General features: G+C 62.2%; 25 protein-coding genes. 8 read left to right on the top strand and 17 right to left on the bottom strand.

The features are described 5' to 3' along the window. Positions 1 to 238: 238 nt before the first annotated feature. On the top strand, positions 239 to 1,741 hold the full coding sequence (gene ppx, locus AC07W0_RS14540) for an exopolyphosphatase (RefSeq protein ID WP_017845141.1): 1,503 nt from the start codon (positions 239 to 241) through the stop codon (positions 1,739 to 1,741). Between the two features lie 131 nt (positions 1,742 to 1,872). Here ppx and ppk1 read toward each other — a convergent pair whose 3' ends face one another. Next, complete coding sequence (ppk1, locus tag AC07W0_RS14535) at positions 1,873 to 4,098, bottom strand: polyphosphate kinase 1 (RefSeq protein ID WP_017845142.1); 2,226 nt, start codon at positions 4,096 to 4,098, stop codon at positions 1,873 to 1,875. An 18-nt stretch (positions 4,099 to 4,116) separates the two neighbouring features. Further along, positions 4,117 to 5,130 (bottom strand): porphobilinogen synthase, encoded by a 1,014-nt coding sequence (gene hemB / locus AC07W0_RS14530; protein WP_102617832.1) that lies wholly within the window; start codon positions 5,128 to 5,130, stop codon positions 4,117 to 4,119. Positions 5,131 to 5,337: 207 nt separating this feature from the next. Between hemB and AC07W0_RS14525 the strand changes: the two genes are divergently transcribed. After that, a complete protein-coding gene (locus tag AC07W0_RS14525; RefSeq protein ID WP_017845144.1) occupies positions 5,338 to 5,985 on the top strand; it encodes a DedA family protein in 648 nt (215 codons plus the stop codon). Here AC07W0_RS14525 and AC07W0_RS14520 read toward each other — a convergent pair. Then, entirely contained in the window at positions 5,966 to 7,201 is a 1,236-nt protein-coding gene (locus AC07W0_RS14520) for a sterol desaturase family protein (protein ID WP_046381679.1), read from the bottom strand. The genes AC07W0_RS14525 and AC07W0_RS14520 overlap by 20 nt on opposite strands. A gap of 115 nt (positions 7,202 to 7,316) precedes the next feature. On the opposite strand from AC07W0_RS14520, the gene elbB reads away from it, so the two are divergent. Further along, complete coding sequence (gene elbB / locus AC07W0_RS14515) at positions 7,317 to 7,982, top strand: isoprenoid biosynthesis glyoxalase ElbB (protein ID WP_102617833.1); 666 nt, start codon at positions 7,317 to 7,319, stop codon at positions 7,980 to 7,982. Here the strand turns inward: elbB and AC07W0_RS14510 are convergent. The 5 genes from AC07W0_RS14510 to AC07W0_RS14490 form a co-directional block, all read right to left on the bottom strand. After that, positions 7,979 to 8,434, bottom strand: coding sequence for a YaiI/YqxD family protein (locus AC07W0_RS14510; protein ID WP_102617834.1), 456 nt, complete (start codon positions 8,432 to 8,434; stop codon positions 7,979 to 7,981). The two genes, elbB and AC07W0_RS14510, sit on opposite strands and share 4 nt — an antisense overlap. A gap of 2 nt (positions 8,435 to 8,436) precedes the next feature. After that, positions 8,437 to 10,332, bottom strand: coding sequence for an FTR1 family protein (locus tag AC07W0_RS14505; RefSeq protein ID WP_102617835.1), 1,896 nt, complete (start codon positions 10,330 to 10,332; stop codon positions 8,437 to 8,439). 294 nt (positions 10,333 to 10,626) lie between these two features. Then, entirely contained in the window at positions 10,627 to 11,259 is a 633-nt protein-coding gene (locus AC07W0_RS14500; RefSeq protein ID WP_026139801.1) for a LysE family transporter, read from the bottom strand. An 88-nt stretch (positions 11,260 to 11,347) separates the two neighbouring features. After that, positions 11,348 to 11,920: a mechanosensitive ion channel family protein gene (locus AC07W0_RS14495; protein WP_046381676.1), complete on the bottom strand. Its 573-nt coding sequence runs from the start codon at positions 11,918 to 11,920 to the stop codon at positions 11,348 to 11,350. After that, complete coding sequence (locus AC07W0_RS14490) at positions 11,920 to 13,830, bottom strand: ATP-binding cassette domain-containing protein (RefSeq protein ID WP_102617836.1); 1,911 nt, start codon at positions 13,828 to 13,830, stop codon at positions 11,920 to 11,922. Before AC07W0_RS14490 ends, AC07W0_RS14495 begins: the two co-directional genes overlap by 1 nt. 50 nt (positions 13,831 to 13,880) lie before the next feature. Here AC07W0_RS14490 and AC07W0_RS14485 point away from each other — a divergent pair, with 50 nt between their 5' ends. Next, on the top strand, positions 13,881 to 14,345 hold the full coding sequence (locus tag AC07W0_RS14485; protein ID WP_079444914.1) for a TIGR02444 family protein: 465 nt from the start codon (positions 13,881 to 13,883) through the stop codon (positions 14,343 to 14,345). Here the strand turns inward: AC07W0_RS14485 and AC07W0_RS14480 are convergent. After that, on the bottom strand, positions 14,342 to 15,382 hold the full coding sequence (locus AC07W0_RS14480) for an AlgP family protein (protein WP_102617837.1): 1,041 nt from the start codon (positions 15,380 to 15,382) through the stop codon (positions 14,342 to 14,344). The two genes, AC07W0_RS14485 and AC07W0_RS14480, sit on opposite strands and share 4 nt — an antisense overlap. A 192-nt stretch (positions 15,383 to 15,574) precedes the next feature. Between AC07W0_RS14480 and AC07W0_RS14475 the strand changes: the two genes are divergently transcribed. Further along, positions 15,575 to 16,252, top strand: a complete 678-nt coding sequence (locus AC07W0_RS14475) for an FKBP-type peptidyl-prolyl cis-trans isomerase (RefSeq protein ID WP_102617838.1) — start codon at positions 15,575 to 15,577, stop codon at positions 16,250 to 16,252. Between the two features lie 54 nt (positions 16,253 to 16,306). On the opposite strand, the gene rsd is transcribed toward AC07W0_RS14475, so the two are convergent. The 7 genes from rsd to AC07W0_RS14440 form a co-directional block, all read right to left on the bottom strand. Then, entirely contained in the window at positions 16,307 to 16,765 is a 459-nt protein-coding gene (gene rsd / locus AC07W0_RS14470; protein WP_102617839.1) for a sigma D regulator, read from the bottom strand. A 209-nt stretch (positions 16,766 to 16,974) separates the two neighbouring features. Then, on the bottom strand, positions 16,975 to 17,496 hold the full coding sequence (locus AC07W0_RS14465; RefSeq protein WP_102617840.1) for a disulfide bond formation protein B: 522 nt from the start codon (positions 17,494 to 17,496) through the stop codon (positions 16,975 to 16,977). Between the two features lie 237 nt (positions 17,497 to 17,733). Then, positions 17,734 to 18,975: a heme biosynthesis protein HemY gene (locus AC07W0_RS14460; protein ID WP_102617841.1), complete on the bottom strand. Its 1,242-nt coding sequence runs from the start codon at positions 18,973 to 18,975 to the stop codon at positions 17,734 to 17,736. Between the two features lie 5 nt (positions 18,976 to 18,980). Next, positions 18,981 to 20,096 (bottom strand): uroporphyrinogen-III C-methyltransferase, encoded by a 1,116-nt coding sequence (locus AC07W0_RS14455; protein WP_017845158.1) that lies wholly within the window; start codon positions 20,094 to 20,096, stop codon positions 18,981 to 18,983. Between the two features lie 18 nt (positions 20,097 to 20,114). After that, positions 20,115 to 20,873 (bottom strand): uroporphyrinogen-III synthase, encoded by a 759-nt coding sequence (locus AC07W0_RS14450; protein ID WP_102667075.1) that lies wholly within the window; start codon positions 20,871 to 20,873, stop codon positions 20,115 to 20,117. Beyond that, positions 20,870 to 21,811: a hydroxymethylbilane synthase gene (gene hemC, locus AC07W0_RS14445; protein ID WP_017845160.1), complete on the bottom strand. Its 942-nt coding sequence runs from the start codon at positions 21,809 to 21,811 to the stop codon at positions 20,870 to 20,872. Before hemC ends, AC07W0_RS14450 begins: the two co-directional genes overlap by 4 nt. A 138-nt stretch (positions 21,812 to 21,949) precedes the next feature. Then, positions 21,950 to 22,696, bottom strand: a complete 747-nt coding sequence (locus AC07W0_RS14440; RefSeq protein WP_017845161.1) for a LytR/AlgR family response regulator transcription factor — start codon at positions 22,694 to 22,696, stop codon at positions 21,950 to 21,952. A 501-nt stretch (positions 22,697 to 23,197) separates the two neighbouring features. On the opposite strand from AC07W0_RS14440, the gene argH reads away from it, so the two are divergent. Further along, the gene (argH, locus tag AC07W0_RS14435; RefSeq protein WP_046381669.1) at positions 23,198 to 24,592 is read left to right on the top strand and encodes an argininosuccinate lyase; all 1,395 of its coding nucleotides are present in this window, start codon (positions 23,198 to 23,200) and stop codon (positions 24,590 to 24,592) included. Between the two features lie 40 nt (positions 24,593 to 24,632). On the opposite strand, the gene AC07W0_RS14430 is transcribed toward argH, so the two are convergent. After that, positions 24,633 to 25,292 (bottom strand): glutathione S-transferase family protein, encoded by a 660-nt coding sequence (locus tag AC07W0_RS14430; protein WP_046381668.1) that lies wholly within the window; start codon positions 25,290 to 25,292, stop codon positions 24,633 to 24,635. Positions 25,293 to 25,417: 125 nt separating this feature from the next. Between AC07W0_RS14430 and AC07W0_RS14425 the strand changes: the two genes are divergently transcribed. Together AC07W0_RS14425 and AC07W0_RS14420 are read left to right on the top strand one after the other, a co-directional pair. Then, positions 25,418 to 25,702 (top strand): hypothetical protein, encoded by a 285-nt coding sequence (locus AC07W0_RS14425; RefSeq protein ID WP_017845164.1) that lies wholly within the window; start codon positions 25,418 to 25,420, stop codon positions 25,700 to 25,702. 152 nt (positions 25,703 to 25,854) lie between these two features. Next, complete coding sequence (locus AC07W0_RS14420; RefSeq protein WP_017845165.1) at positions 25,855 to 26,109, top strand: TIGR02647 family protein; 255 nt, start codon at positions 25,855 to 25,857, stop codon at positions 26,107 to 26,109. Positions 26,110 to 26,154: the final 45 nt, after the last annotated feature.

Here is a 26,154-nt window from a genome sequence, read left to right as displayed (position 1 = left end):
ACCAATGGAACATCAACAAGCACCCTGTAGGGAAAATCATAAAAAGCTTTACAACAACAACTAGTTAAAAACTCCTACAAAACTAAAACCTCATTCAGTGGATATTTAGAAACCCACCCTACATTTCCCACAAGAATTCCTCGCAGACACCCTTAGGAAAATTACCGGAGCGCTACGCGTTGGCTCCAGCGGTCGATCGTGGCACGATGGTCAGGTTATCGACCGAGACCCTCTAACCATGCCGCAATCCCAAGCCAAGAATCTGTCCCTGATCGCCGCCATCGACCTGGGCTCCAACAGCTTTCATATGGTCGTGGCCAAGGCCCAGAACGGCGAAATCCGCATCCTTGAGCGGCTAGGCGAAAAAGTCCAACTGGCTGCCGGAATCGACGACGCGCGCCAGCTCAATGAAGAATCCATGCAGCGCGGGCTCGATTGCCTCAAGCGGTTTGCCCAGTTGATCAACGGCATGCCCCCGGGTGCTGTGCGAATCGTCGGCACCAACGCGTTGCGCGAAGCCCGTAACCGGGGCGAATTCATCCGCCGCGCCGAGGAGATCCTCGGGCACCCGGTGGAAGTCATCTCCGGACGCGAAGAAGCGCGCCTGATCTACCTCGGCGTGTCCCACACCCTGGCCGACACCCCCGGCAAGCGCCTGGTGGCGGACATCGGCGGCGGCAGTACCGAATTCATCATCGGCCAGCGCTTCGAGCCGCTGCTGCGCGAAAGCCTGCAGATGGGCTGCGTCAGCTATACCCAGCGTTATTTCAAGGACGGCAAGATCACCCCGGCGCGTTATGCCCAGGCCTACACGGCGGCGCGGCTGGAGATCATGAGCATCGAGCACGCCCTGCATCGCCTGTCGTGGGATGAAGCCATCGGCTCGTCCGGCACCATCCGCGCCATCGGCCTGGCCTTGAAAGCCGGCGGCCATGGCACCGGCGAGGTCAACGCCGAAGGCCTGGCGTGGCTCAAGCGCAAGCTGTTCAAGCTGGGAGATGCCGAAAAAATCGACTTCGATGGCATCAAGCCCGACCGCCGCACGATTTTCCCGGCGGGCCTGGCGATTCTCGAAGCGATCTTCGACGCCCTCGAACTGCAACGTATGGACCACTGCGACGGCGCCCTGCGCGAAGGCGTGCTTTACGACCTGCTCGGGCGTCACCACCATGAGGACGTGCGTGAGCGTACCCTCAGCTCGCTGATGGAGCGCTATCACGCCGATCTGGAACAAGCGGCCCGCGTGGAACGCAAAGCCTTGCATGCCTTCGACCAGGTGGCCGCGGACTGGGACCTGGAAGACGGTGTATGGCGCGAACTGCTGGGCTGGGCGGCCAAGGTGCATGAAGTGGGCCTGGATATCGCCCACTACCATTACCACAAGCACGGCGCCTACCTGATCGAGCACTCCGACCTGGCTGGTTTCTCCCGGGAAGACCAGCAGATGCTCGCGCTGCTGGTACGCGGCCATCGCCGCAATATCCCCAAGGACAAGTTCGCCGAATTCGGTGACGAAGGCATCAAGCTGATCCGCCTGTGCGTGCTGCTGCGCTTTGCGATCCTGTTCCACCACATCCGTGGCACCCAGGAAATGCCCCAGGTGACCCTGCGCGCCAGCGGCGACAGCCTCGACGTGGTGTTCCCGGAAGGCTGGCTGGAGGAAAACCAGCTGACCCAGGCGGACTTCGCCCAGGAAGCGGAGTGGCTGACGCGGGTGGGCTTCAGCCTGAACGTGCGCTAAAGAACACCGAAAATACATGTGGGAGGGGCGGTGCGACGATTCGACTTGCCCCCGATGGCGGCGGGTCAGTCACTTGGTACTTTGACTGAACTGCCGCCATCGGGGGCAAGCCCCCTCCCACATTAGGTCGGTTAATTCACTGCGAGAATCGGGCTACCCAGCCTCTCCAGCAAGGTGGCCTGGGCGCTGCGCGGGTTCTGGTTGCCGGTCGGCGTGTTGCGCACGTAGCGGCCGTCCGACTGCAGGCTCCAGCTGTGGGTGTTATCGGTGAGATAACTTTCCAGCTCTTTCTTGACCCGCATGATCAGCTTCTTGCCCTCCACCGGGAAGCACGTCTCCACGCGCTTGTCGAGGTTGCGCTCCATCCAGTCGGCGCTGGAGAGGTACATCTGCTCCTCCCCGCCGTTGAGGAAGTAGAACACCCGCGTGTGCTCCAGGAACCGCCCGATGATCGAGCGCACATGGATGTTGTGCGAGACCCCGGCGATGCCCGGCCGCAGGCAGCACATGCCGCGTACTACCAGGTCGATACGCACGCCGGACTGGCTGGCCTTGTACAGCGCGCGGATGATCTTCGGATCGGTCAGCGAGTTGAACTTGGCGATGATGTGCGCCGGTTTGCCGTCGAGCGCGAACTGGGTCTCGCGGGCGATCATGTCGAGCATGCCCTTCTTCAGGGTGAACGGCGCATGCAGCAGCTTCTTCATGCGCAACGTCTTACCCATGCCGATCAACTGGCTGAACAACTTGCCGACGTCTTCACACAAGGCGTCGTCGGAAGTCAGCAGGCTGTAGTCGGTGTAGAGCTTGGCGTTACCGGCGTGGTAGTTGCCGGTGCCCAAGTGCGCGTAACGCACGATCTCACCGGCTTCGCGGCGCAGGATCAGCATCATCTTGGCGTGGGTCTTGAACCCGACCACACCGTAGATCACCACCGCGCCGGCCGCTTGCAGGCGGCTGGCCAGTTGCAGGTTGGACTCTTCGTCGAAGCGCGCGCGCAGTTCGATCACCGCGGTGACTTCCTTGCCGTTACGCGCAGCGTCCACCAGGGCGTCGACGATCTCCGAGTTGGCACCGCTGCGGTACAGGGTCTGGCGCACGGCGAGTACATGCGGGTCCTTGGCGGCCTGGCGCAACAGGTCGACCACCGGGGTGAAGGACTCGAACGGGTGCAGCAACAGGATGTCCTGCTTGCTGATCACGCTGAAAATGTTTTCGCTGTTTTGCAGCAGTTTCGGGATCTGCGGCGTGAACGGCGTGTATTGCAGCTCCGGGTGGCTGTCCAGGCCGGTGATGCTGAACAGACGCGTCAAGTTGACCGGGCCGTTGACCTGGTACAGCTCGCTCTCGCCGAGGTTGAACTGCTTGAGCAGGTAGTCCGACAGATGTTTCGGGCAGGTGTCGGCCACTTCCAGACGCACCGCATCGCCGTAGCGCCGCGAGAACAGTTCGCCGCGCAGGGCGCGGGCCAAGTCTTCGACGTCTTCGGAGTCCAGCGCCAGGTCGGCGTTACGGGTCAGGCGGAACTGGTAGCAGCCCTTGACCTTCATGCCCTGGAACAGGTCATCGGCGTGCGCGTGGATCATCGACGACAGGAATACATAGTTATCGCCAGCGCCCCCCACCTCTTCCGGTACCTTGATGATCCGTGGCAGCAGACGCGGTGCCGGGATGATCGCCAGGCCGGAATCGCGACCGAAGGCGTCGATACCTTCAAGCTCAACGATGAAGTTCAGGCTCTTGTTGACCAGCAACGGGAACGGGTGAGTCGGGTCGAGACCGATCGGCGTGATGATCGGCGCAATCTCGTCGCGGAAGTAGCGACGCACCCAGGTCTTGATCTTGGTGGTCCAGTGACGGCGACGGATGAAGCGGACCTGATGTTTTTCCAGTTCCGGCAGCAGGATGTCGTTGAGGATCGCGTATTGGCGATCCACATGCCCGTGTACCAGCTCGCTGATGCGCGCCAGGGCTTGATGCGGTTGCAGGCCATCGGCGCCGGCCTGTTCACGGGCGAAGGTGATCTGCTTCTTGAGGCCGGCGACGCGGATCTCGAAGAACTCGTCCAGGTTGCTGGAGAAAATCAGCAGGAATTTCAGGCGTTCCAGCAACGGGTAGGACTCATCCAGCGCCTGTTCCAGCACGCGGATGTTGAATTGCAGTTGTGACAACTCACGGTGGATGTACAGGCTGCTGTCATCCAGGTTGGTCACCACGGCAGGCGCTGGCGCCGGGGCCGGCGCTTCGGCGACCACCACCGGCGGCGCAGGCTCCGGCACCGGCGGGGTCTCGGCGACGGATTCGACCACCGGGTGGGCGTCTTTTACGGCAACTTCTGAGAGTCCTTCGGTATTCATCGAGTGTTCCTGTGAGGGCTATTGTTGCTCTCTAAGCAATTGGGCAGCGCGGGCGGCGAAGTAGGTCAGAATGCCATCAGCGCCAGCACGTTTAAAGGCTGTCAGGGATTCGAGGATCACCCCTTCACTCAACCAACCATTCTGGATCGCGGCCATGTGCATGGCGTATTCACCGCTGACCTGATAGACAAAGGTCGGCACCTTGAATTCCTCTTTGACCCGATAAAGGATGTCCAGGTAAGGCATCCCGGGCTTGACCATCACCATGTCGGCGCCTTCGGCCAGGTCGGCGGCCACTTCGTGCAGTGCTTCATGGCTGTTGGCCGGGTCCATCTGGTACGAGGCTTTGTTGGCCTTGCCCAGGTTCAGGGCCGAGCCCACCGCATCGCGGAACGGACCATAGTAGGCACTGGCGTATTTGGCCGAGTAGGCCATGATCCGCACATTGACGTGGCCGGCCAGTTCCAGGGCTTCGCGGATCGCCTGGATGCGGCCGTCCATCATGTCCGACGGCGCGACCACCTGGGCCCCGGCGGCGGCATGAGACAAGGCTTGCTTGACCAGCGCGTCGACGGTGATGTCGTTCTGCACGTAGCCGTCTTCATCCAGGATGCCATCCTGCCCGTGGGTGGTGAACGGGTCCAGGGCCACATCGGTGATCACCCCCAATTCCGGGAAGCGCTCACGCAACGCACGGGTGGCGCGCTGGGCGATCCCTTGCGGGTTCCAGGCTTCGGCGGCATCGAGGGACTTGAGTTCAGCAGGCGTGACAGGGAACAGCGCCAGCGCCGGAATCCCCAACTCGACCCAGTTCGCCGCCTCTTCCAGCAGCAGATCAATGGTCAAGCGCTCGACACCCGGCATCGACGCCACGGCTTCCCGACGGTTTTCCCCGTCCAGCACAAAGACCGGCAGGATCAGATCGTTCGTGGTCAGTACGTTTTCACGGACCAGACGGCGAGAGAAATCATCACAACGGTTGCGACGCAGACGGGTCGCGGGAAACAGGCGATTGGCAGGGGTAAAGCTCACGACAGACTCCTGAGCCCGCGTTTACGGGCGAGTGTTGCAGTTATAAGCGGCCATTATGACGAAGGTATGACAGTTGTGCTTAACGATGCGACCTGTAGTCGCATTCGGCGTTTCTGTAGGAATTGTTCACTTCGTGACACATCTCGATACTTTCACGAATGATCGCGAAGGCGTAGGCTGCGCGTTCATTTCGCCAGCACCCAGACCATGCTTCAACAATTTCTGCATGACTTCGGCTACTTTGCCCTCTTCCTCGGGACGTTCTTCGAAGGCGAGACCATACTCGTTCTCGCAGGCTTCCTGGCGTTCCGTGGGTACATGGATATCAACCTGGTGGTGGTCGTTGCTTTTTTTGGCAGCTACGCCGGCGACCAGCTTTGGTATTACATGGGGCGCAAGCACGGCCGCAAACTGTTGGCACGTAAACCGCGCTGGCAATTGATGGGCGACAAAGCCCTGGAACATATCCGCAAGCACCCGGATATCTGGGTGTTGAGCTTCCGCTTTGTCTACGGATTGCGCACGGTGATGCCCGTGGCGATTGGCCTGTCCGGCTATCCGCCCTTGCGCTACCTGTTACTCAACGGCATTGGCGCGGCGGTCTGGGCGGCGGCGCTCGGCGCGGCGGCGTACCATTTCGGCGCGGTGCTGGAAGGCATGCTGGGCAGCATCAAGAAGTACGAGCTGTGGGTGCTGGGTGCGTTGTTACTGCTGGGCCTGGTTCTCTGGCTGCGGCGGCGGTTCAAGAACGCGCGCATCGCCCGTCAAGCCTGTGCCGACGCCAAGGCCCGACTGGCGGCCGCACAACTGAGTGAGACCAGCCCGGCCGAGCCGCCTAAGACGCCAGTCGAGTAAGCCGGCCTCGGCAGCAGTAGAGGCCAATCAGGCTCAGCAAGCTGTAGCTCAACAGACCCGGCCAGCCCAGGTGGCTGGCCGGCCAAAGCCCGACCAGCGGCGCCAGCCATACCAACGGCACATTCAGGCCCAGGCGCACCAGTTCCGCCTTCAACGCCCACGGGCGGTTCTCCAGGGCGACGCCCAGGCTGAACAGGCCCAACGCCATTGCACTCCAGCCCAGCACCAACGCCGCCGTGGGCAGCCCTTCGCCGACGTTCATCAGATAACTGCCAAACCCCACATACACCGCGAATTGCAGGGCGACGTACACCTGTTGCCGCGTATCCAGCGGCACCTCGAATTTGCGGAACTGGCTCAAGTCCGGCTTGGTCAACGGGTAGTTGGCCTTCACGTCGGCCGGCCGCCAGCCGGTACGCATGAACCAGATGCGCAGCTTGTCCCAACGGCTTTGCGTGCGCCGCGCGTCACTCCACAACTGCGCATAGAACTGCAGGTTGGCCCACAGCGGGTTCCAACTGGCCAAGGGGGTGGTGACGCCAAAGATCACCGGCTCGTTTTCGTCTTCTTCCTGAAACGAGCCAAACAGCCGGTCCCAAATAATGAACACCCCGCCGTAGTTGCGATCCATGTAGAGAGCGTTCTGTGCATGGTGGGCCCGATGATTGGACGGGGTGACGAAGAACCACTCGAACCAGCCGAGCTTGGGCACATGGCGGGTGTGGACCCAGAATTGATACAGCAGGTTGAGCGAAGCTACGCTGATAAATACCACCAGCGGCACGCCGAGCACGGCCAGAGGCAGATAGAAGATCCAGCTCAGCAGAAAGCCGGTGCTGGTCTGGCGCAAGGCGGTGGTGAGGTTGTAGTCCTCGCTCTGGTGATGCACCGAATGCGCGGCCCACAGGATATTGCGCTCGTGACCGCAGCGATGCAGCCAGTAATAGCAGAAGTCGTAGAACACAAAGGCGAACACCCAGGTCCAGACGCTCTCGGCCGACAGCTCGATCAGCGCCAGGTGCTTGAGGGCGAATGCGTAGGTCAGCAATCCCACGCCCTTGGTCAGCAGCCCGGTGGTGGTGGACAGCACGCCAGTGCTGAGGCTGTTGATGGCATCCGCCACCCGATAATTGCGCGCGCCGCGCCAACGGTCGACGAGCAGTTCAACCACGATCAAGGCGATGAAAAACGGTACCGCGTAAGGCACGAAGTCCATGGGCTAGTCCGGTCTGTTTTTATTGCATCAAGATTAGGGGCTGCGGCGGGAGTTCCCATTGGCAACAGATGACAAATTAGTAGACATTTAACGCCATGAATCAGGAGAAATGCCCATGAGCAAAAAGATTGCAGTGATCCTTTCCGGCTGTGGCGTGTACGACGGCGCAGAAATCCATGAAAGCGTGATCACCCTGCTGCGCCTGGATCAGCGCGGCGCTCAGGTCCAATGCTTTGCACCCGACATCGCGCAGTTGCACGTGATCAACCACCTCACGGGCGAAGAAATGCCCGAGTCGCGCAATGTGCTGGTGGAGTCCGCCCGCATTGCCCGGGGCGACGTGAAAGACATTCGTGAAGCCAACGCCGAGGATTTCGACGCGCTGATCGTGCCTGGCGGGTTTGGCGCGGCGAAGAACCTGTCGAACTTTGCCAGCGCAGGCGCCGGTTGCAGCCTCAACCCGCAGGTATTGGCGCTGGCCGAAGCCTTTGCCGAAGCGGGCAAGCCGCTGGGACTGATCTGCATCTCGCCGGCCCTGGCCGCGAAGATCTATGGCCCGGGAGTGACCTGCACCATCGGCAACGATGCCGACACCGCCGCCGTGCTGGACAAGATGGGCGCCCACCACCAGGCATGCGCGGTGGACGATATCGTCGAAGACACCGCGCGCAAGCTGGTCAGCACCCCCGCCTATATGCTCGGCAAGAACATCAGCGAAGTCGCGTCAGGCATCAACAAGCTGGTGGATCGGGTGCTGGAGCTGACCCACGAAAACGACTAACCGGCCCGCATCAAGCGTGTGAGCAGGCGGTCGAGTGCGTTGGCGAACGCTTGCTTGTCCTTTTCCCCATGGGGCGGTGGACCACCGCCCATCTGGCCTTGCTCGCGCAGATCGGTGAACAGGTTACGCACCGCCAGCCGCTCACTCATGTTCTGCGGGCTGAATTCCTTGCCGCGCGGGTCGAGGGCCGTCACGCCGTTCTTCACCAGGCGGTCAGCCAGGGGCACGTCGCTGCAGATCACCAGCTCACCGGGCACCGCGTGCGCCACCAGGTAGTCGTCCGCCGCGTCCGGGCCGCTGGGCACCACGATCAGCTTAACGCAGGCGAAGGCCGGCTTGATCTGGCTCTGCCCGGCCACCAGCACCACCTCGAACTGACGCTTGAGAGCGAACTTCACCACCTGGTCCTTGGCCGCGCGCGGGCAAGCATCGGCGTCGATCCACACGCGCATGCTTATGCCGCCAGCCGGCGCTTGTCGGCGATCCGACTGCGGCCATACATCACCATAATCGCCAGGATCGCCACCACCTGCGCACTCAGCGAGTAGGCATCGGCGTGGATACCCAGCCAGTCGAAGTCAAAGAACGCCACCGGCCGCGTGCCGAAGATACCGGCTTCCTGCAACGCCTTCACGCCGTGCCCGGCGAATACCACCGACAACGCACACAGCAGCGCCGCGTTGATCCCGAAAAACAGCGCCAATGGCAGCTTCGCCGAACCGCGCAGGATCACCCACGCCAGACCCATCAACAGCACCAGCGCCGTGGCGCCGCCCGCCAGCACGGCGTTGTGCCCGGCCGGGCCGGCTTGCAACCACAGGGTTTCGTAGAACAGGATCACTTCGAACAGCTCGCGGTACACCGAGAAGAACGCCAGCAGCGCGAAGCCGAAACGGCCACCGCCGCCCACCAGGCTGCTCTTGATGTAGTCCTGCCAGGCCGCTGCGTGGCGCCGGTCATGCATCCACACGCCGAGCCACAGCACCATCACACTGGCAAACAACGCCGTGCAACCTTCGAGCAATTCGCGCTGGGCGCCGCTCACATCGATCACATAGGCCGCCAACGCCCAGGTGGCCAAGCCGGCCAACAAGGCCAGGCCCCAGCCGACGTGGACGCCGCGCACCGCCGATTCCTGGCCGGTGTTACGCAGGAAGGCGAGGACCGCCGCCAGCACCAGGATCGCTTCCAGACCTTCGCGCAGCAGGATCAGCAAGCCTGAGATAAAGCTCAACGACCAGCTCAGGCCATCGCCGCCCAACAAGCCGGCAGATTCGGTGAGTTTGCCCTTGGCGGCGTCCAGGCGCTGCTGCACCTGTTCGAGCGGCAAGCCGTCCTGCAACGACTGCCGATAGGCCATCAGGGCCTTCTCGGTGTCTTTGCGCACGTTGGCGTTGACGTTGTCCAGGGAACTTTCCACCAGCTCGAACCCTTCCAGATACGCCGCTACCGACAGGTCGTAGGCTTGCTCATGGTCACCGCTGCGGAACGCCGCAAGGCTCTTGTCGAGGGTCGCGGCGGTGTAGTCGAGCAACTGCGCCGGGCCACGCTTGACCTGCGGCGGCTGGGCACGCTGGGCGCGGAACGTCGCAGCAGCAGCCGGGCCGTTGGCGGCCAACACTTCATTGGGGGTCTGGCGGGCCAGGTCGGCGAGGTTGAACGGTTGCGCGCTTTTCGCGGCAGCCGGGTCGGCCGTGAAGCCGGCGATGTAGGTGGCCAGGTCCCAGCGCTGGCGTTCGTCCAGTTGGTCGGCGAAGGACGGCATGTCCGTGCCTTCGACGCCCAGGCCCAGCGTATTGTAGATCGCATAGAGGCTCAGGCGGTCCAGGCGCTCCGCGTTCTGCAGGTTCGCCGGTGGCGGCGTCATGCCGACACCCGCCGGGCCATCACCGGCGCCGGCCGTGCCGTGGCAGACCGAGCAGTGCTGGGCATACAGTGGTGCGCCGCGGGTCGGGTCGGGCGTAATCGCCGGGGCCTGGCTGACTTCATACGCCGCCGCCAGCTTGGCGCCCAACTGTCGGGCCTGGTGCGCCACGCTGGCGCCTTCCTGACGAGCGGTCACGGCCGCGACCAATTCATCGACCCCTTTGACCAATTCCGCGCGCTCGGGCTTGGACGGCAGCTCAGCCACAAGGCCCTGCAATACCCCCAGAAATTCCACCTGCTCACGGTATTCCGATTCATCGACGACCTTGCCCGCCGCTACCGTCGGCGGATAGTCCGCGCCGATGTAGTCCAGCAAATGCAGGGCTTTCGTGGCGCCCTCGGCAGGCGCGGCCAACAGATTGAAGCTGCACGACATCAACGCCGGCAATAGCAGCCAGGCGAGAAAACGGAAGGGGGCAGTCATGAACGAATCTCAAAGGGAAATACGAAGTAACACATTGTTGAGCTTTATGAGATTTGACTCAAGGTGTAAGTGATTTGTATTTTGAGTAACAGAGTAGATTGAGCTGTAGCAATGACGCCACGCCCGACGATTCTGCGCTGAACCCAACGCGCACAGACAACGCAAAACCAATGTGGGAGCGGGCTTGCTCGCGATAGCAGTGGGTCAGCCGACTGACTCGGTGACTGACACTCCACTATCGCGAGCAAGCCCGCTCCCACATTGTCGATCCGATTTCTTCAGCCCGGTCCGGGTTCAAGCCGTCGCGCGATGCAAGCTGGCGAGGAAGCCCGCAGCCCCCACGAACAACCCGGCAAACGTGCGGTTCATGCGTTTTTGCTGCTTGGGCGTGCGCAACAGGCGCAAGACTTTCGACGCCAGGCCGGTATAGCCCGCCATCACGATCATATCGACGCTGATCATCGTCGCGCCGAGGATCAGGTATTGGATCAGCAGCGGCGCCTGCGGGTTCACGAACTGCGGCAGCACCGCGAGCATGAACACCAACGCCTTGGGGTTGCTGGCGTTGACCAGAAAGCCACGGAACATCATCGCCATCGGCTTGCCGATCGGCCGTACTGCGGCGTCATCGGTCATGTCCATGGGCAGCGCGCGCCATTGCTTGACGGCCAGGTACACCAGGTACGCCACGCCAAACCATTTGATCGCATAGAACGCAGTGGACGACGCCGCCAGAATGGCTCCCAAGCCGCCCGCGACCACGGCGATCTGCATCGCCAGGCCGATTTGCAGGCCGATGGCGTTCCAGTAGCCGCGCAGGAAACCATATTGCAGGCCACTGGACATTGAGGCGATGGCGCCTGCGCCAGGAGAAAGGGAAATGATCCAACTAGCGAGGAAAAAAGCCAGCCATGTGTCGAGTGCCATTGCACACCTCAGCAGCGAGTTTGCGGTTGTGCCTTAAGCTAACGCTGCCGACCGAAGGCTGGCTATAGTTTTTTGCAAGATGTGAACGCTAGCGCTGGCCCGGGAGGACAGCACTGTCGCGCCAGCGGCGCACCGAGCGTTGGAAGAACAGGCTATTGGGCACCTGCACCGTCACGCCGCCGGTCCCCGCCTCTTCGACTTCGATCAGCGTGGTGTAAAGCAGGTTGATCGCCACTACCCGGCCTTTGACGCCGGGCTTGTCGACGGTGTCCACCAGCTCGACCACATCACCGAGGCGGAACGGCCCGACGGTGAAGATCAGGATCGCGCACAACAGGTTGGACAACACCGACCACATGGCGAAGAACGCCACCGCCGCCACCGCGACAAACCCCGACAGCGCAGTCCACAACACCGTGGCGGACACGCCCAGGCGCTCCAGCACGAAGATCAGCGCACTGCCCATGATCAGCCAGCGCAAGCCGCCGCGCAGCGGCATCAACAGCTGCGGCGGGAAGGGGTAGTGCTCGCCGAGGCGGGTCAGGCCTTTGGCGACAAACCGCTGGGTCAGGTAGCCGGCCAGCAGGATCAGCAGGATTTGCACGCCGATCCACACGGGCGCGACCCATTGCGCCGGCAGCGGCAGTTGCAGCGCGTCCATCAGGACAGCGCCTCCAGCTCCGCTTGCAGGCTTTCGAGCAGTTCGAGGGCTTCCATCCAGCTTTCCTCCAACTGCCCTTCACGGACCTTGAGCTTGGCCTGCTCGGCCAGCAGATCGCGCAGTTCATCCTTGCGCGCGGCTTCGTACACGGCACTGTCGCCCAGGCTGGTTTCGATCTTGGCCAGGCGCTCGTGGACCTTGCCCAACTCGGCTTCCAGCTTGTCGGCTTCGCGCTTGTGCGGCGCCAACTGCTGACGCAGGGCGGCGGCGGCCTGGCGCTGGGCCTTCTTGTCGGTTTTGTCCGGGTTGACCGGGGTGTTGCTGGTCGGCGCGTTGCGCAGGCGGTATTCCGTCAGCCAGCGCGCGTAGTCGTCGAGGTCACCGTCGAACTCTTCGACTTTGCCGTCGGCCACCAGCAGGAAGTTGTCGGTGGTGCTCTTGAGCAAGTGGCGATCGTGAGACACCACCAGTACCGCACCGCTGAACTCCTGCAAGGCCATGGTCAGCGCCAGGCGCATTTCCAGGTCGAGGTGGTTGGTCGGTTCGTCGAGCAGCAACAGGTTCGGCCGGTCCCAGGCGATCAACGCCAGGGCCAGGCGGGCTTTTTCGCCGCCGGAGAAATTCAGCACCGGCTCATCGATGCGCGCGCCACGGAAGTCGAAGCCGCCGAGGAAGTCGCGCAATGGCTGCTCGCGTTCGGTCGGCGCCAGGCGCTGCAGGTGCAGCAACGGGCTGGCCTTGGCGTCCAGGGAGTCCAACTGATGCTGGGCGAAGTAGCCGACCACCAGGTTCTCGCCACGGGTCAGGCGACCGGCCAGGGGTTGCAGCTCGCCCGACAGGTTCTTGATCAGCGTCGACTTGCCCGCACCGTTCGGCCCGAGCAGGCCAATGCGCGCGCCCGGTGTGAGTTGCAGCTTGACCTTCTCGAGGATGGTTTTCTCGCCATAGCCCAGGCGGGCATCGGACAGGTCGAACAACGGGCTGGAGATCTTCACCGACTCGCGGAACACGAAATCGAAAGGCGAATCGACGTGGGCCGCCGACAGTTCTTCCATGCGCTCCAGCGCCTTGATCCGGCTCTGGGCCTGGCGGGCCTTGGTGGCCTGGGCCTTGAACCGGGCGATGTAGCTTTCCATGTGCGCGCGCTGCGCCTGCTGCTTCTCGAACGCCTGCTGTTGCTGGGCCAGGCGTTCGGCGCGGGCGCGTTCGAACGCGGTGTAGCCGCCACGATAGAGGGTGATTTTCTTCTGTTCGACGTGGGCGATGTTGTCGACCACGGCGTCGAGGAAATCCCGGTCGTGGGAAATCAGCAGCAAGGTGCCCTGGTAGCTCTTGAGGAAATCCTCCAGCCACAGGATCGCATCGAGGTCCAAGTGGTTGGTCGGTTCGTCGAGCAGTAACAGGTCCGAGGGGCACATCAGTGCCTGGGCCAGGTTCAGGCGCATGCGCCAGCCGCCGGAGAAGTCGGCGACCGGGCGGTCCATCTGTTCGTTGGTAAAGCCAAGGCCGGCGAGCATCTTGCGCGCACGGGCGTCGGCGGTGTAGCCGTCGGCGCTGTCCAGTTCCGCGTGCAGGCGGGCTTGAGCGGCGCCGTCCTGGGCTTTCTCGGCCGCGGCCAGGTCGTGTTGCACCTGGCGCAGACGCAGGTCGCCATCGAGCACGTAGTCGATCGCGATGCGGTCCAGGGTGTCGATCTCCTGGCGCATATGGGCGATGCGCCAGTCGGCCGGCAGCAAGCAGTCCCCGGAGTCCGGGGTCAGCTCACCCAGCAACAGGGCGAACAACGTGGATTTGCCGGCGCCGTTGGCACCGATCAGGCCGGCTTTGTGACCGGCGTGCAGGGTCAGCTCGGCGTCTTCGAGAAGACGTTGCGGGCCACGCTGTAATGTTAGGCTTTGAAGTCGGATCATAATGGCGGCGGAGTCTACCAGCTTCGTTGGCCGCTGGCTTGGGTGTGAATATGTGCGCTGACCTATGGAGCTTTGCCCTCTCGACTTACGCCCGCCCGGGCGTCGAGGCTGCGTGCCTGCGTGTGCAGGAACAAGGCGCGGATGTGTGCCTGTTGCTCTGCGGGGCGTGGCTGGAACAGCGGGGCGTGGCGCTGACGCGTGAACGCGCGCTGGCGCTGAGGCAAATCGCCGAGCCCTGGCAATCGCAGGTGGTTGAACCGTTGCGACAGGTACGCCGGCAATGGCGGGCCGTGGCGCAGCAGGATGCGCCCTTGGCGGCGTTACGGGAGCGGGTCAAAGCCCTGGAGCTGGACGCGGAACGCGAGTTGCTGGCGCGCCTGGAAGCGCTGGCAACGACATGGCTGACAGGCGAGGCGATGGGTCAACGATGGTTGGAAGGCCTGGCGGCTGAGGGAGCCGCCAACCTTGACCACGACGCGCTGCAGCAGCTGCGCGTCGCAGTCACCGGCACTTAGGAAGCGCTGGTTGGAGTGCTGTTGCTTGGCGCGACCGACGCAGGGGTGCTGGTCGATGCGCTTGGCGCTGCAGGGGTAGCAACCGATGCTGCCGGGGTGGCTGGCTTGGCCGGTGCTGGTTTTGCAGCAGCAGCTTTAGCCACTGGCTTGGCAGCTGGTTTCGCGGCAGCCGCTTTAACCACTGGCTTGGCGGCTGGTTTCGCAGCAGCCGCTTTAACCACTGGCTTGGCGGCTGGTTTTGCAGCAGCGGCTTTAACCACTGGCTTGGCAGCTGGTTTTGCAGCAGCAGTTTTGGCAGCTGGCTTGGCAGCCGGTTTTGCAGCAGCGGCTTTAGCAACTGGTTTGGCAGCTGGTTTTGCAGCAGCGGCTTTAGCCACTGGCTTGGCGGCTGGTTTGGCAGCGGCCGTTTTGGCAGCTGGCTTGGCAGCCGGTTTTGCAGCAGCGGCTTTAGCGACTGGCTTGGCGGCTGGTTTGGCAGCAACGGCTTTAGCCACTGGCTTGGCGGCTGGTTTTGCAGCAGCCGTTTTGGCAGCTGGCTTGGCGGCCGGTTTGGCAGCAGCGGTCTTGGCAACAGTCTTGGCAGCTGGCTTGGCGGCGGCCTTCGCCGGCGCTTTGGCGGCAACGGCTTTTGCCGGTGTACGAGCGCCCAGCACTTTCGATACAGCTTCCTTCACACGACCAACGCCCTGGGCCAGTTTCAGGCTTTCTTGAGCATCTTTTTTGAGTTGGGAAATGTAGGTGCGGGTTTCGGCTTGGCGATCCTTGAGGGCGTCCAGCATGTCCTCAAGTTCTTTGACTGCGTCTTTGGCTTTGGCTTGAGCCTTGGCTTTGCCGGCAGTGGCGGCGTCTTGCAATTTGGTGCGGGACTTATGCAGTTTTTCTTGCGCTTTACCGCGTTGTTTTTCCAACTTGGCGAGCAGTTTTTCTGCATCAGCCAAGGCTTGGGAACACGCGCTTTCCAAATGCTCGAGCAGACTGCCCGAGAGTTGTTGGAGTAAGTGCAACGGGGTATTTACAGGCTTTTGTTTGGCCGACATGGTTTACCTCCTGGCTGACGTGGGTGCGGCTCATACTAGCCCTCTGCTCTTACCGCCGCTAGGGCATGTTGACAGTATCGTTTGCCTTGCGTTGCACCGTGCGAAAAATCTTATCGATATAACGAAAAACCACGCCACTTTTTACCCTCTCACACTGGCATAATCCGTCGCACTTTCGGCTGGAGAAGACCCATGTCGCGTTACCTTTTTCTTGCGCTTGGCTTGGCGATTTCCGTGGCCAATGCAAACGAGCCGGCGTCCTCCAAAACCACTGCCCCGGACGCGCACGACCTCGCGTACAGCCTGGGCGCCAGCCTCGGTGAGCGGCTGCGCCAGGAGGTCCCCGACCTGCAGATCCAGGCCTTGATCGAGGGTCTCAAGCAAGCCTATCAAGGTAAACCGCTGGCACTGGATAGCGCGCGCATCGAACAACTCCTGGCGCAGCATGAAGCGCAGGACGAAGCCGATGCTCAGGCACCGCAAAGCGAAAAAGCACTGACGGCCGAACAGCAGTTTTTGACCCAGGAAAAAGCCGCGAGCGGCGTGCGCGAATTGGCCGATGGCGTTCTGCTCACGGAACTCACGCCCGGCAGCGGCAACAAGCCGTTGGCCAGTGATGAGGTTCAGGTGAAATACGTGGGGCGATTGCCCGATGGGACGGTGTTCGATCAAAGCACCCAGGCGCAATGGTTTCGTCTGGACAGTGTGATCAGCGGCTGGAGCAGTGCGCTGCAACAGATGCCGGTGGGCGCGAAGTGGCGCCTGGTGATTCCATCGGCGCAGGCCTATGGCGCCGACGGTGCTGGCGCGTTGATCCCGCCTTACACGCCTCTGGTATTCGAGATCGAATTGCTCGGCACCCGGCATTGATCCAATAAAAAACGGCGCGTCATACGCACCGTTTTTTTATCTCATCAGCAAAGGTCAGGCCTGGGCGACAGCCACATCCCGGTGAGCATTGTGCAGCACTTCGATCAGGCAATCCTCCAACTCGAAACGCTCATGGAGCAGGCCGCCCAGCTCTTTGAATTTCTCGGCAACACACTTGCCGGCATCACACAGGTCATTGAACGCCAGCAGCTTCTCGGTGATCACATCGATGCGTGGGTAGAGGGTCTCGGCCAATTCAAGACCACGCTGATCGTCGAAGGCTTCCGCCTCCTTGGTCAACTGTTCGTAGACGCCGAAATGACCGGCAGACACGTAGTCCACCAAGACACCGCAAAACGCCTGCAGCGGCTTGCGATTCATCGCTAATGCTTCGGGCTTCTCGCCGAGAGCATCAAACGCCCGAACCAGTTCGTGGCGTGCCTTCAACCAGCTGTCGATCAGCTTGTGCACCCCACCCCAGCGTTCCTGAGCATTCTGACAACTTTCCAGCATGATGATCTCTCTTCCCTATAGGGGGCGCTGCCACTCTGTGCCCGCGCAGTACTTCAAGGATAAAGCGGCAGCCGGACAAAGCCGCATCTGACAACGGTTTCAATAACGCATGCGGGCCAGATTATGCCCGCATGACTATGGCTTCAAGGTACGCAGGAGAGAAAGTTCATACAAGTGTTTAATCCCGTCCTACAACTTGCGACCACTTTTCAGCGTGTCGACAGGCGCAAGCGTTGGCTGAATATCAGCCGTGAAAACTGCATGAAACCCAGGATCAACATCGCCACGAAAAACAACAGACTCCACTCCGGGAGGCTCAAATCGAACAGGGTCCAGGTGATTTCCACGCAGTCGACGGTACCGTTGAAGATCGAGCGCAGCGCCTGCGAGAACGACAGGTTTTCGAGCATGTACTGCAAACTGGGCCAACAATCGCCGGCCTGATCAGACGCAGTGTTCTGCAGCAACACCTGGCGCACCGCGGTAATTGCGCCTAGCGCGGCACAGCCCATGCTCGCCAACCCGTACCCATAGATGCCGTAGCGCTTGGGGTTATGAACAGCCGCGACCAGGTTGATCAACGTAAAGGTGGCGAGGAATAGCCGCTGAACCTGGCACAGAAAGCAGGGCCGCAGCAGCGCGCCATATTCCAGGTAGAAAGACGCACCCAACGTCAGCGCACCGGCCATGAACGCCAGGAAAAACAAGGAGCGTGAGGGGGCCAAAGACATTGTTTATCCGTACCGCGAGAGATAGGCCGTTACGGTAGAGGAAAGGCCTGACCCCTTTCAATACGCGTTAGAGCAGACGATTCCGTTAAAACGTAGGGACATCCCGCCAGAGCTTGGAGGACATAACCTGACGCAACGTAGGAATGTATTACGAACCCAGTTAAACCGAGTCTTTACACAGAACCCAAGGGTTGGCTGTCGGATGCATCCGAGCCAACCCTCGTACCTGTTCCTACTTCAACCCCGCACCGGCGCGGGCAACGGTGAGGCGAGCAAACGATTGTCCAGCAGGCCCAGGCCTTCCTGGAACAGCTGGTTGCTGCGCTCGGTGTCACCCAACTGGGCCAGCAGGCGTGCCAGTTCGGCACACGCCTCGGGGTTACGCTGCACCTGCAGGCTGCTTTCCAGATAGTCCCGCGCCTTGCCCCACAGACTGTTTTGCAGGCACAGGCGCCCGAGGGTCAACAGCAAGCTGGCATCACCGGGATGATCCTTGAGCCAGCCTTCGGCAAACTTCAACTGACGGGCCGGGTCACTGCCGCGCAACAGGCCATACAGGCGGATCAGGTGGCTGTCATACGCACGCTTGAGCGCGCCGCGCAGCACCTCTTCGGCCTTGGCATCGGCGCCCAGCTGGCGCAGTTGCTCGGCGTAGGCCAGCACCAACGGCGGCTCCTGGCGCTGGGCGGACGTCAGTTGCTGCCAGGCGCGCTCAAGCGCCTGCAACCCCGCTTCGCCCTGCTCTTCACGCTGGGCGGCCAGGCTCAGGTTTTCACCCCAGGCGCGGCGCTCCAGCTCGGCCAATTCGCCGGCCGGCAATACTTTGTCCTTGCGCAGCTCAGGCAACAGACGAATCACCGACGACCAATCGCCCCGCTGCTGATGCAAGCGTTGCAACTGGCGCAGCACCTGGGCGTTATGCGGATGACGCTCGTGCATGGCCTGCAAGGTGGTCAGCGCGCCGTCGGTGTCGCCACGGTCCGTCTGCAATTGTGCATGGCTCAAGGCAATCGCCAGTTCGGCCTGGGGCTGTCGCTCAAGGGCGCGCTCCAGCAGGCCGTCGCACTCTTCATATCGCCCTTGCTCGTTTGCCGCCCGGGCCGCGCCAAGGTAATACAACAGCGGCTGGCGTTCGGCTTCGGCGGCACGATGCAGGTGGCGTTCGGCACTGGCCCAGCGGCCTTCGGCGAGGTCCATCTGGCCGTGCTCGATCGCGATCTGCACGCGACGGCTGCGGTTACGCTGCGACCATGGGTTGACCACGCCGCCCGAGGTGCTCAACAGGCTCAACAACACACGAATCAGGTAGATCGCCAGGCCGATGACAAACACCGCCACCAGGGTAGCCCACAGGCTCGACTCGTAATGCAGCAGATGGGGATAGGTAATCAACACGTAGCCGGTGTGTTTCGAAATGCCCACGGCCAGCGCCAGGGCGACCGCAATCGCCAGCACCAGGATCACATAGAAACGCTTCATCGGCTCTACTCCTGGCTCGCCGGCGTGCCGGCCGAAGCCTTGGCTTCGTCGGCAGGCAAGTGACGACGTTCAAGGTATGCCTGCACGGCGGCCAGGCTGGCGGCCAGGTCCGGAGTCACAACCGAGACGGCCTTGGGCTCAAGCTCGGCGATACGCGCGAGCATCGCTTTGCTCTGCGGGTTGTCCTGGTTGAAGTTGTCCTGCAACACGCTGCGCGCTTCACCCAGCGAACGGCTGTACACCGCCGCCTCGCCATTGAGCGCAGCCCATTGCGCCTGTTCGAGGGCCAGGCTCAGGGCCAGGCGCACTTGGTTCAGGCCTTGGCCGGCGAGCAGTGGGCGAATGTTGTCATCGGGGTTGAAGTCGATGCGGAAGTAACGCGAGAGCTGCTCCCACCATTGGCTCAAGCGGTTTTCCGTATCGGTGGTCGGACGCCCATGGGATGTCGGTTCCTGAAGCTGGTACTCCGGCGCAATCGCCGCCAGTTGCACGACTTGATCGCGCAAGGCCGCCAATTGCAGGTAGAGCCCGGTACGGTCCGGTTGTTCGGTACTGCGCAACGCGGCAAGGCTCTTGGCCAATTGCTCGCGCGCGGCGTAGGAACCCGGATCGCTCTGCTCGCGAAGAATCTCGTCGGCGCCCTGGACCAGCGACTGCGCGCTGTTAATGTCCTGCAGGGCAGACAAGCGCAGGCTCGCCAGACGAATCAAGTGTTCGGCTTCCGCCAGGCGCCAGTCCTTGCGGCTGGCCCCGAGCACGGTTTCCAGGCGCTGGCCCAAACGCTGCTGGTCGCCCTGCAACTGGGCCAGCAAGCGGCGGCGCTCCTCCAGCTCGTCCGCACCCGGCAGTTGCGCCAGGCGTGCAGCCAACTGTTGCTGGCTTTGCTTGAGGGTCTGGGACTGGTCGTCGAGGCTCTTTACCTGGCTCAGCTGTTGCTGGTTGCTGGCTTGCAGGGTGCGGACCTGCCAGATCCCCCACCCGCCGGCGGCAACGCCCGCAGCACCCAGCAGCAAGGCGACGATTGCCAGGCCATTGCCACGGCGCGGCGCGGTGACCGGTGTCTGGCCCGGCGCATCGAGCGCGGGCTGAGCTTCATCTTTAGGCAAGGCTGTTTCGCTCACGTATCCATCCTTTGCGTATCAGAGAGTGGGAACGGAATGGCTCCGTAACGCCACTAACAAAGCCGCGGCACTCGCGCCGCGACAATCCACAACTTTTTCTGCGCCAGCCGCCCGCGCCATCTCATAGACGCGCGGGCTGGGCACGAACAACGGCAGCCGGGCCACCTGTGACCAATCCGAACCGGCCAGGGCCTGCAGGTGCAAAAAACCCTGCCCACTGCTGACCACCAGGCCGTTCAAGCGTTCCAACTGGATGCGCTGCATCAGTACACCCGGGTCGTAGGCCGGAAGGAAACGGCGATACAACTCCAGATAGTCGACACTAGCACCTTGCTCGCGCAAACGCTCCGCCAGCAGCTCTCGCCCGCCCTCGCCGCGCAGGATCAGCACCCGCGCATCGGTGCGCGCAATGGCCTCGCGCAAGGCGGGCAAGGCCAGCAAGGCCTCGCTGTCGTCGCCGCTGGGCGGATAATGAACGTCCAGGCCCTGATCGGCCAGTACCTGGGCGGTGGCGGCACCCACGCTGAACCACGGCAACCGCGGCCAGTGTCGCTCCAGGCGTTGCACGCCAAGGCGCGCCGCCGGTTTGCTGACCACAATTACCGCGCAATAGCGACCCAGGTCAGCCCAGACCGCCTGCTGCTCAGGCGTGACCGGCAAGGCTTCGATCTCCAGCAACGGCAGGCTGCTGCTGAAAATCCCGACATCCGACAACGACGCCGCCAACAGCGCAGACTCCTCGGCAGGCCGCGTCAGCAGCACACGCCAATCGGTCACTGCGGACCGGCCTCGCCGTAGACTTTTTGCAGGATGGCACCGGCGCCCTGGTCCAGCAGCTCTTCGGCAACCTGGATCCCCAGCGCCGTCGCATCACGCTGCGGCCCGCGCACTTGCGCGGTGATCAAGTTGCCGCCTTCCGGGTCGCCCACCAGGCCACGCAGCCACAGGTTTTCGCCTTCGAGCACGGCGTAGCAGGCGATTGGCACCTGGCAGCCACCATTGAGGTGTTTGTTCAGGGCGCGTTCGGCGGTGACACGGACGTCGGTGTCGTGGTGGTCGAGCGGTTTGAGCAAGGCGTGGATTTCACTGTCGGCGGTGCGACATTCGATGCCCACTGCGCCCTGCCCGCCGGCGGGCAAGCTGTCTTCGACGCTGATGACCGAGGTGATGCGGTCCTCGAAGCCGAGCCGGATCAAGCCGGCCGCCGCGAGGATGATCGCGTCATATTCACCGGCATCGAGCTTGGCCAGACGCGTGTTGACGTTGCCGCGCAGGAAGCGGATCTGCAGATCCGGGCGACGCGTCAGCAACTGGGCCTGACGACGCAGGCTGGAAGTGCCGACGATGCTGCCCAACGGCAGCTCATCCAGGGACGCGTAGGTATTGGACACAAAGGCATCACGCGGGTCTTCGCGCTCGCAGATGCAAAACAGGCCCAGGCCTTCGGGGAAGTCCATGGGCACGTCTTTCATCGAATGCACGGCGATGTCGGCTTCGTTTTCCAGCAGCGCGGTTTCCAGTTCCTTGACGAACAGACCCTTGCCGCCGATCTTCGACAGCGGCGAGTCGAGCAGCTTGTCGCCGCGACTGACCATGGGCACCAGGGATACCTGGAGCCCAGGGTGGGCCTGCTCGAGACGTGCTTTGACGTATTCGGCCTGCCACAAGGCCAGGGCGCTTTTACGGGTGGCGATGCGGATTTCGCGAGAGGACATGGATCAATCCGTACTGAATAGATACGGCAGATAATAACAGCTCAGGCAAATTCGCTTTGATTTGAATCAGCAAGTGCGGGGCCTCCCTGGCCACAGCGCACCGGGATCACGACTATAGACCGCGCTGCAGCCCGTGGACTAAAGCTGCTGCATCATCTTGCGCACGCCAGCGACATGGCGGCGGCTGACGATCAAAGCATCGCCGTTAAGCCCTTTCAGGAACAACTGAAAGTGCCCCAGGGGCGTGCGTTGCAGGCGCTCGATGCGCTCGCGGGCCACCAGCGCGTTGCGGTGGATACGCACGAAACGGTCGCCGAATTCATCCTCAAGGGCCTTGAGCGGCTCGTCGAGCAGCACTTCGCCAGACTCGTGACGCAGGGTCACGTACTTGTGATCGGCGATGAAGTACACCACCTGGCTCAGCGGGATCAGCTCGATACCCTTGCGGGTGCGCGCACTGATATGGCTGCGCGGCCCGTTACCGCTCTGGGCGGCGGGCTGGGTCAGGGCGGCGAGCTGGACGCGATTGGGGCGCTCGGCTTTTTTCAACGCCTTGAGCAACACCTCGGCAGTCACCGGCTTGGCCAGGAAGCTGACACCGCTGGCTTCCAGGGTTTCGGCAGGGAATTCTTCCTCGGCGGCACACAACACCACGGCCGGCGGCGATTCGCGCTCGCTCAGGCGGGCGGCGACTTGCAGGCCATCCAGGCCCGGCATGCGGATGTCGAGCAGCACCACATCCGGCTTGAGGCTGTCGATCAACGTCAACGCCTCCTCACCCGTGCTGGCGCTCGGTTCAAGGACTGTATAACCCTCGAGTTCGCTGAGCAGACGGCTCAGTCGCTCGCGGGCTTGGGGTTCGTCATCAACGATCAGGACATTCATATTGCGCTGGATTCCTGCGTGAGTCTCGCACAAGGATAGCGTAGACAGGTGCGGTGACTTGCGTCACAGCGATCCACGCTAAGACTAGCGCGAGCGGCAAAAAGTGCCCTGAGAGTGGCACTCATATTTATCCGGACCTGTTCAATAGCGCCCAAAACCTGCCGCCCTTGGGCATCGTCGTAGGGTTTGCTGATACACAATCCGAATACCCCCCTTGTTTAATGGTAGTCAGGGTTATGACCGCATCACCTGACTTTGGTGCATTCACACACTATCAGTCCAACTGTAGACGCTCGCCGAGACGACATTGCTCATTCGTCAAATATCGTTTCAATAAGCACCTCTGCCCAGTCTCTTCCCGGACGCGGTCGGCGGCAAGGCACTTAGCCATGCTTGGCACAAATAAAATGCCGACCACCCGCAGCACCGCCTCCACGGGCAACCCTGTTATTATCGTCGGCACACCTCCACGCCTCTTTTAAGCAGATCACGAGCGAATCCATGAGCACCGACAAGACCAACCAGTCCTGGGGCGGCCGCTTCAGTGAACCCGTCGACGCCTTCGTCGCCCGCTTCACCGCCTCCGTCACCTTCGACCAGCGCCTGTACCGCCACGACATCATGGGCTCGATCGCCCACGCCACGATGCTGGCCAAGGTCGGCGTGCTGACCGACGCCGAGCGCGACAGCATCATCGACGGCCTGACCACCATCCGTGGCGAGATCGAAGCCGGCACGTTCGACTGGCGCGTCGACCTGGAAGACGTGCACATGAACATCGAAGCCCGCCTCACCGATCGCATCGGCGTGACCGGCAAGAAACTGCACACCGGGCGCAGCCGTAACGACCAGGTGGCCACCGATATCCGCCTGTGGCTGCGTGACGAAATCGACCTGATCCTGGCCGAAATCACCCGCCTGCAAAAAGGGTTGCTGGAACAGGCCGAGCGTGAATCGGACACCATCATGCCCGGCTTCACCCACCTGCAGACCGCACAACCGGTAACCTTCGGCCACCACCTGCTGGCCTGGTTCGAAATGCTCAGCCGCGACTACGAGCGCCTGGTGGACTGCCGCAAGCGCGCCAACCGCATGCCGTTGGGCAGCGCCGCGCTGGCGGGCACCACCTACCCGATCGACCGCGAGTACACCGCACAACTGCTGGGTTTTGACGCCGTGGGCGGCAACTCCCTGGACGGCGTGTCGGACCGCGACTTCGCCATCGAATTCTGCGCCGCCGCCAGTATCGCGATGATGCACCTGTCGCGCTTCTCCGAAGAACTGGTGCTGTGGACCAGCGCGCAATTCCAGTTCATCGACCTGCCCGACCGCTTCTGCACCGGCAGCTCGATCATGCCGCAAAAGAAAAACCCCGACGTGCCGGAGCTGGTACGTGGCAAGAGCGGCCGCGTATTCGGCGCGCTGATGGGCCTGCTGACCCTGATGAAAGGCCAGCCCCTGGCCTACAACAAGGACAACCAGGAAGACAAGGAACCGCTGTTCGACGCCGCCGACACCCTGCGCGATTCGCTGCGTGCCTTTGCCGACATGATCCCGGCGATCAAGCCCAAGCACGCGATCATGCGTGAAGCGGCGCTACGTGGGTTCTCCACCGCGACCGACCTGGCGGACTACCTTGTGCGCCGTGGCCTGCCGTTCCGCGACTGCCACGAAATCGTCGGCCATGCCGTGAAGTACGGCGTGGAAAGCGGCAAGGACCTGGCGGAAATGAGCCTGGAAGAACTGCGCCAGTTCAGCGACCAGATCGAGCAGGACGTGTTTGCCGTGCTGACCCTGGAAGGTTCGGTGAATGCGCGCAACCACGTGGGCGGTACCGCACCGGCCCAGGTCAAGGCCGCCGTCGTGCGCGGTCAGGTCCTGCTCGCCAGCCGCTAGGTCGAAAATGTGGGAGGGGGCTTGCTCCCTCCCACATTGATCACTTCTTCGCCGCCACCATCGCCATGAACGCCGGCATCGCCGCTTCCCTGTCCGCCGCCACCTTGAGGGCGTTAGGCATGGCGTGCAAACGCTCCAGCAATGCCTTGGCCGTCGGCAATTCAGCCAACAGGTCCAGGCCGAACAGCTTCTCGGCCACGCCGCAGGCGAGGTTCAGGCTGTACATGAAATACAGATCGGCAATCGTAAAGCTCTCCCCCGCTACGTAAGGCGCGAACTTGCCGTGCCGACCTAACGTCCCCACCCCCAGCAGCAACTCGGCCCGGGCTTTGTCCTTGATCGCCTCCGGCACCGGCATGCCGAAATACGCTTCGGCGAAACACGCACGGGCGGGCAGCTCGATGTACAGCTCGATTTCCCTGCACAATGTCAGCACCTGAGCGCGCTGAAACGGTTCGGCCGGCAGCAGCGAGGGGCCTTCCTGGGTTTGCTCGATGTATTCGAGGATCACGCTGGTTTCGTTGATAAAGCCCTGTTTGACACCCAGCACCGGCACCTTTCCCCGCGGGCTGATCGCTAGGGCGGCGGGTGTTTGCCCGGCAAAAAAAGGCACCTCTTCGAATGCCAGGCCTTTCTCCAAGAGCGCCAGCTTGACCATGTTGTAGTAATTGCTGACCGAAAATCCGTAGAGCTTGAGCATCGCAAAGCCTCCAGGCCATGTGCGGGGTTGGCTGCATGAGTTATAGATCCGCCCGACCAACCTGGCTAGCAGCATCACCTGCCTGAATGGGGGTAGACTGGCGCCCTTTTCTTGAGGAGCCTGCCATGAGCGAGCCGACCGATATCGACAACGACGAAGAAGCGTTCACCGAAAGCACGCTGACCCAGGCCATCGAAAACCAGATCGAAAGCGACAATCCGCCCGCCGCCAAGGCCACGTTCAACAAGCTGACGCTGGTGGGTTACGAGCGCGAAGAGATTTTGAACATGATGGCCCATGTGCTGGCGGTGGAAATCGACAAGATGCTCGACGAAGACCGCGCCTTCGATACCCAATGGTATGAATCCGCCTTGCGCGCACTGCCCGAGCTGCCGCCTGAAAACGCCTGAAGCGAGCGCCCGTGTGGCCGGGAAGCCTGCTTCCTCGCCACAACACTGCGCCATATCAACAGCCGCGAGTTTCCCACTGGACAGCCCGCCAAAGTACGTTCACCTTAGGGCCTGCTAGCCTCTAACAAATTCTTAGAAAGTCTGGAGTCCCTATGTCGTATACCCCTGAGTTGGTTGCCGAACTGGAAATCCTTGCACTCTTCAACCTGGACAGCTCCCAGGAAGGTCTGAAAGTCCATCAGACTGCCGCACCGACTGCTATCGCCGCCGCCAAACGCCTGTTCGAGAAAAAACTGATCGACCAACCGGACGGCGGTTACCTGACCAGCCTTGGCCGGGACGCTGCAGAACAAGCCCAAACCCTGCTGACCATCCTGACCACCGCCGCAACCAAAGAAGCTGCCTGATTCCGGATACTGCCCATGGAGTCCGCCGCGGCGGATTCCGAGGGC

It is taken from the genome of Pseudomonas sp. GW704-F2, from assembly GCF_059423025.1.
This window is presented reverse-complemented; position numbering and strand designations above follow the sequence as displayed.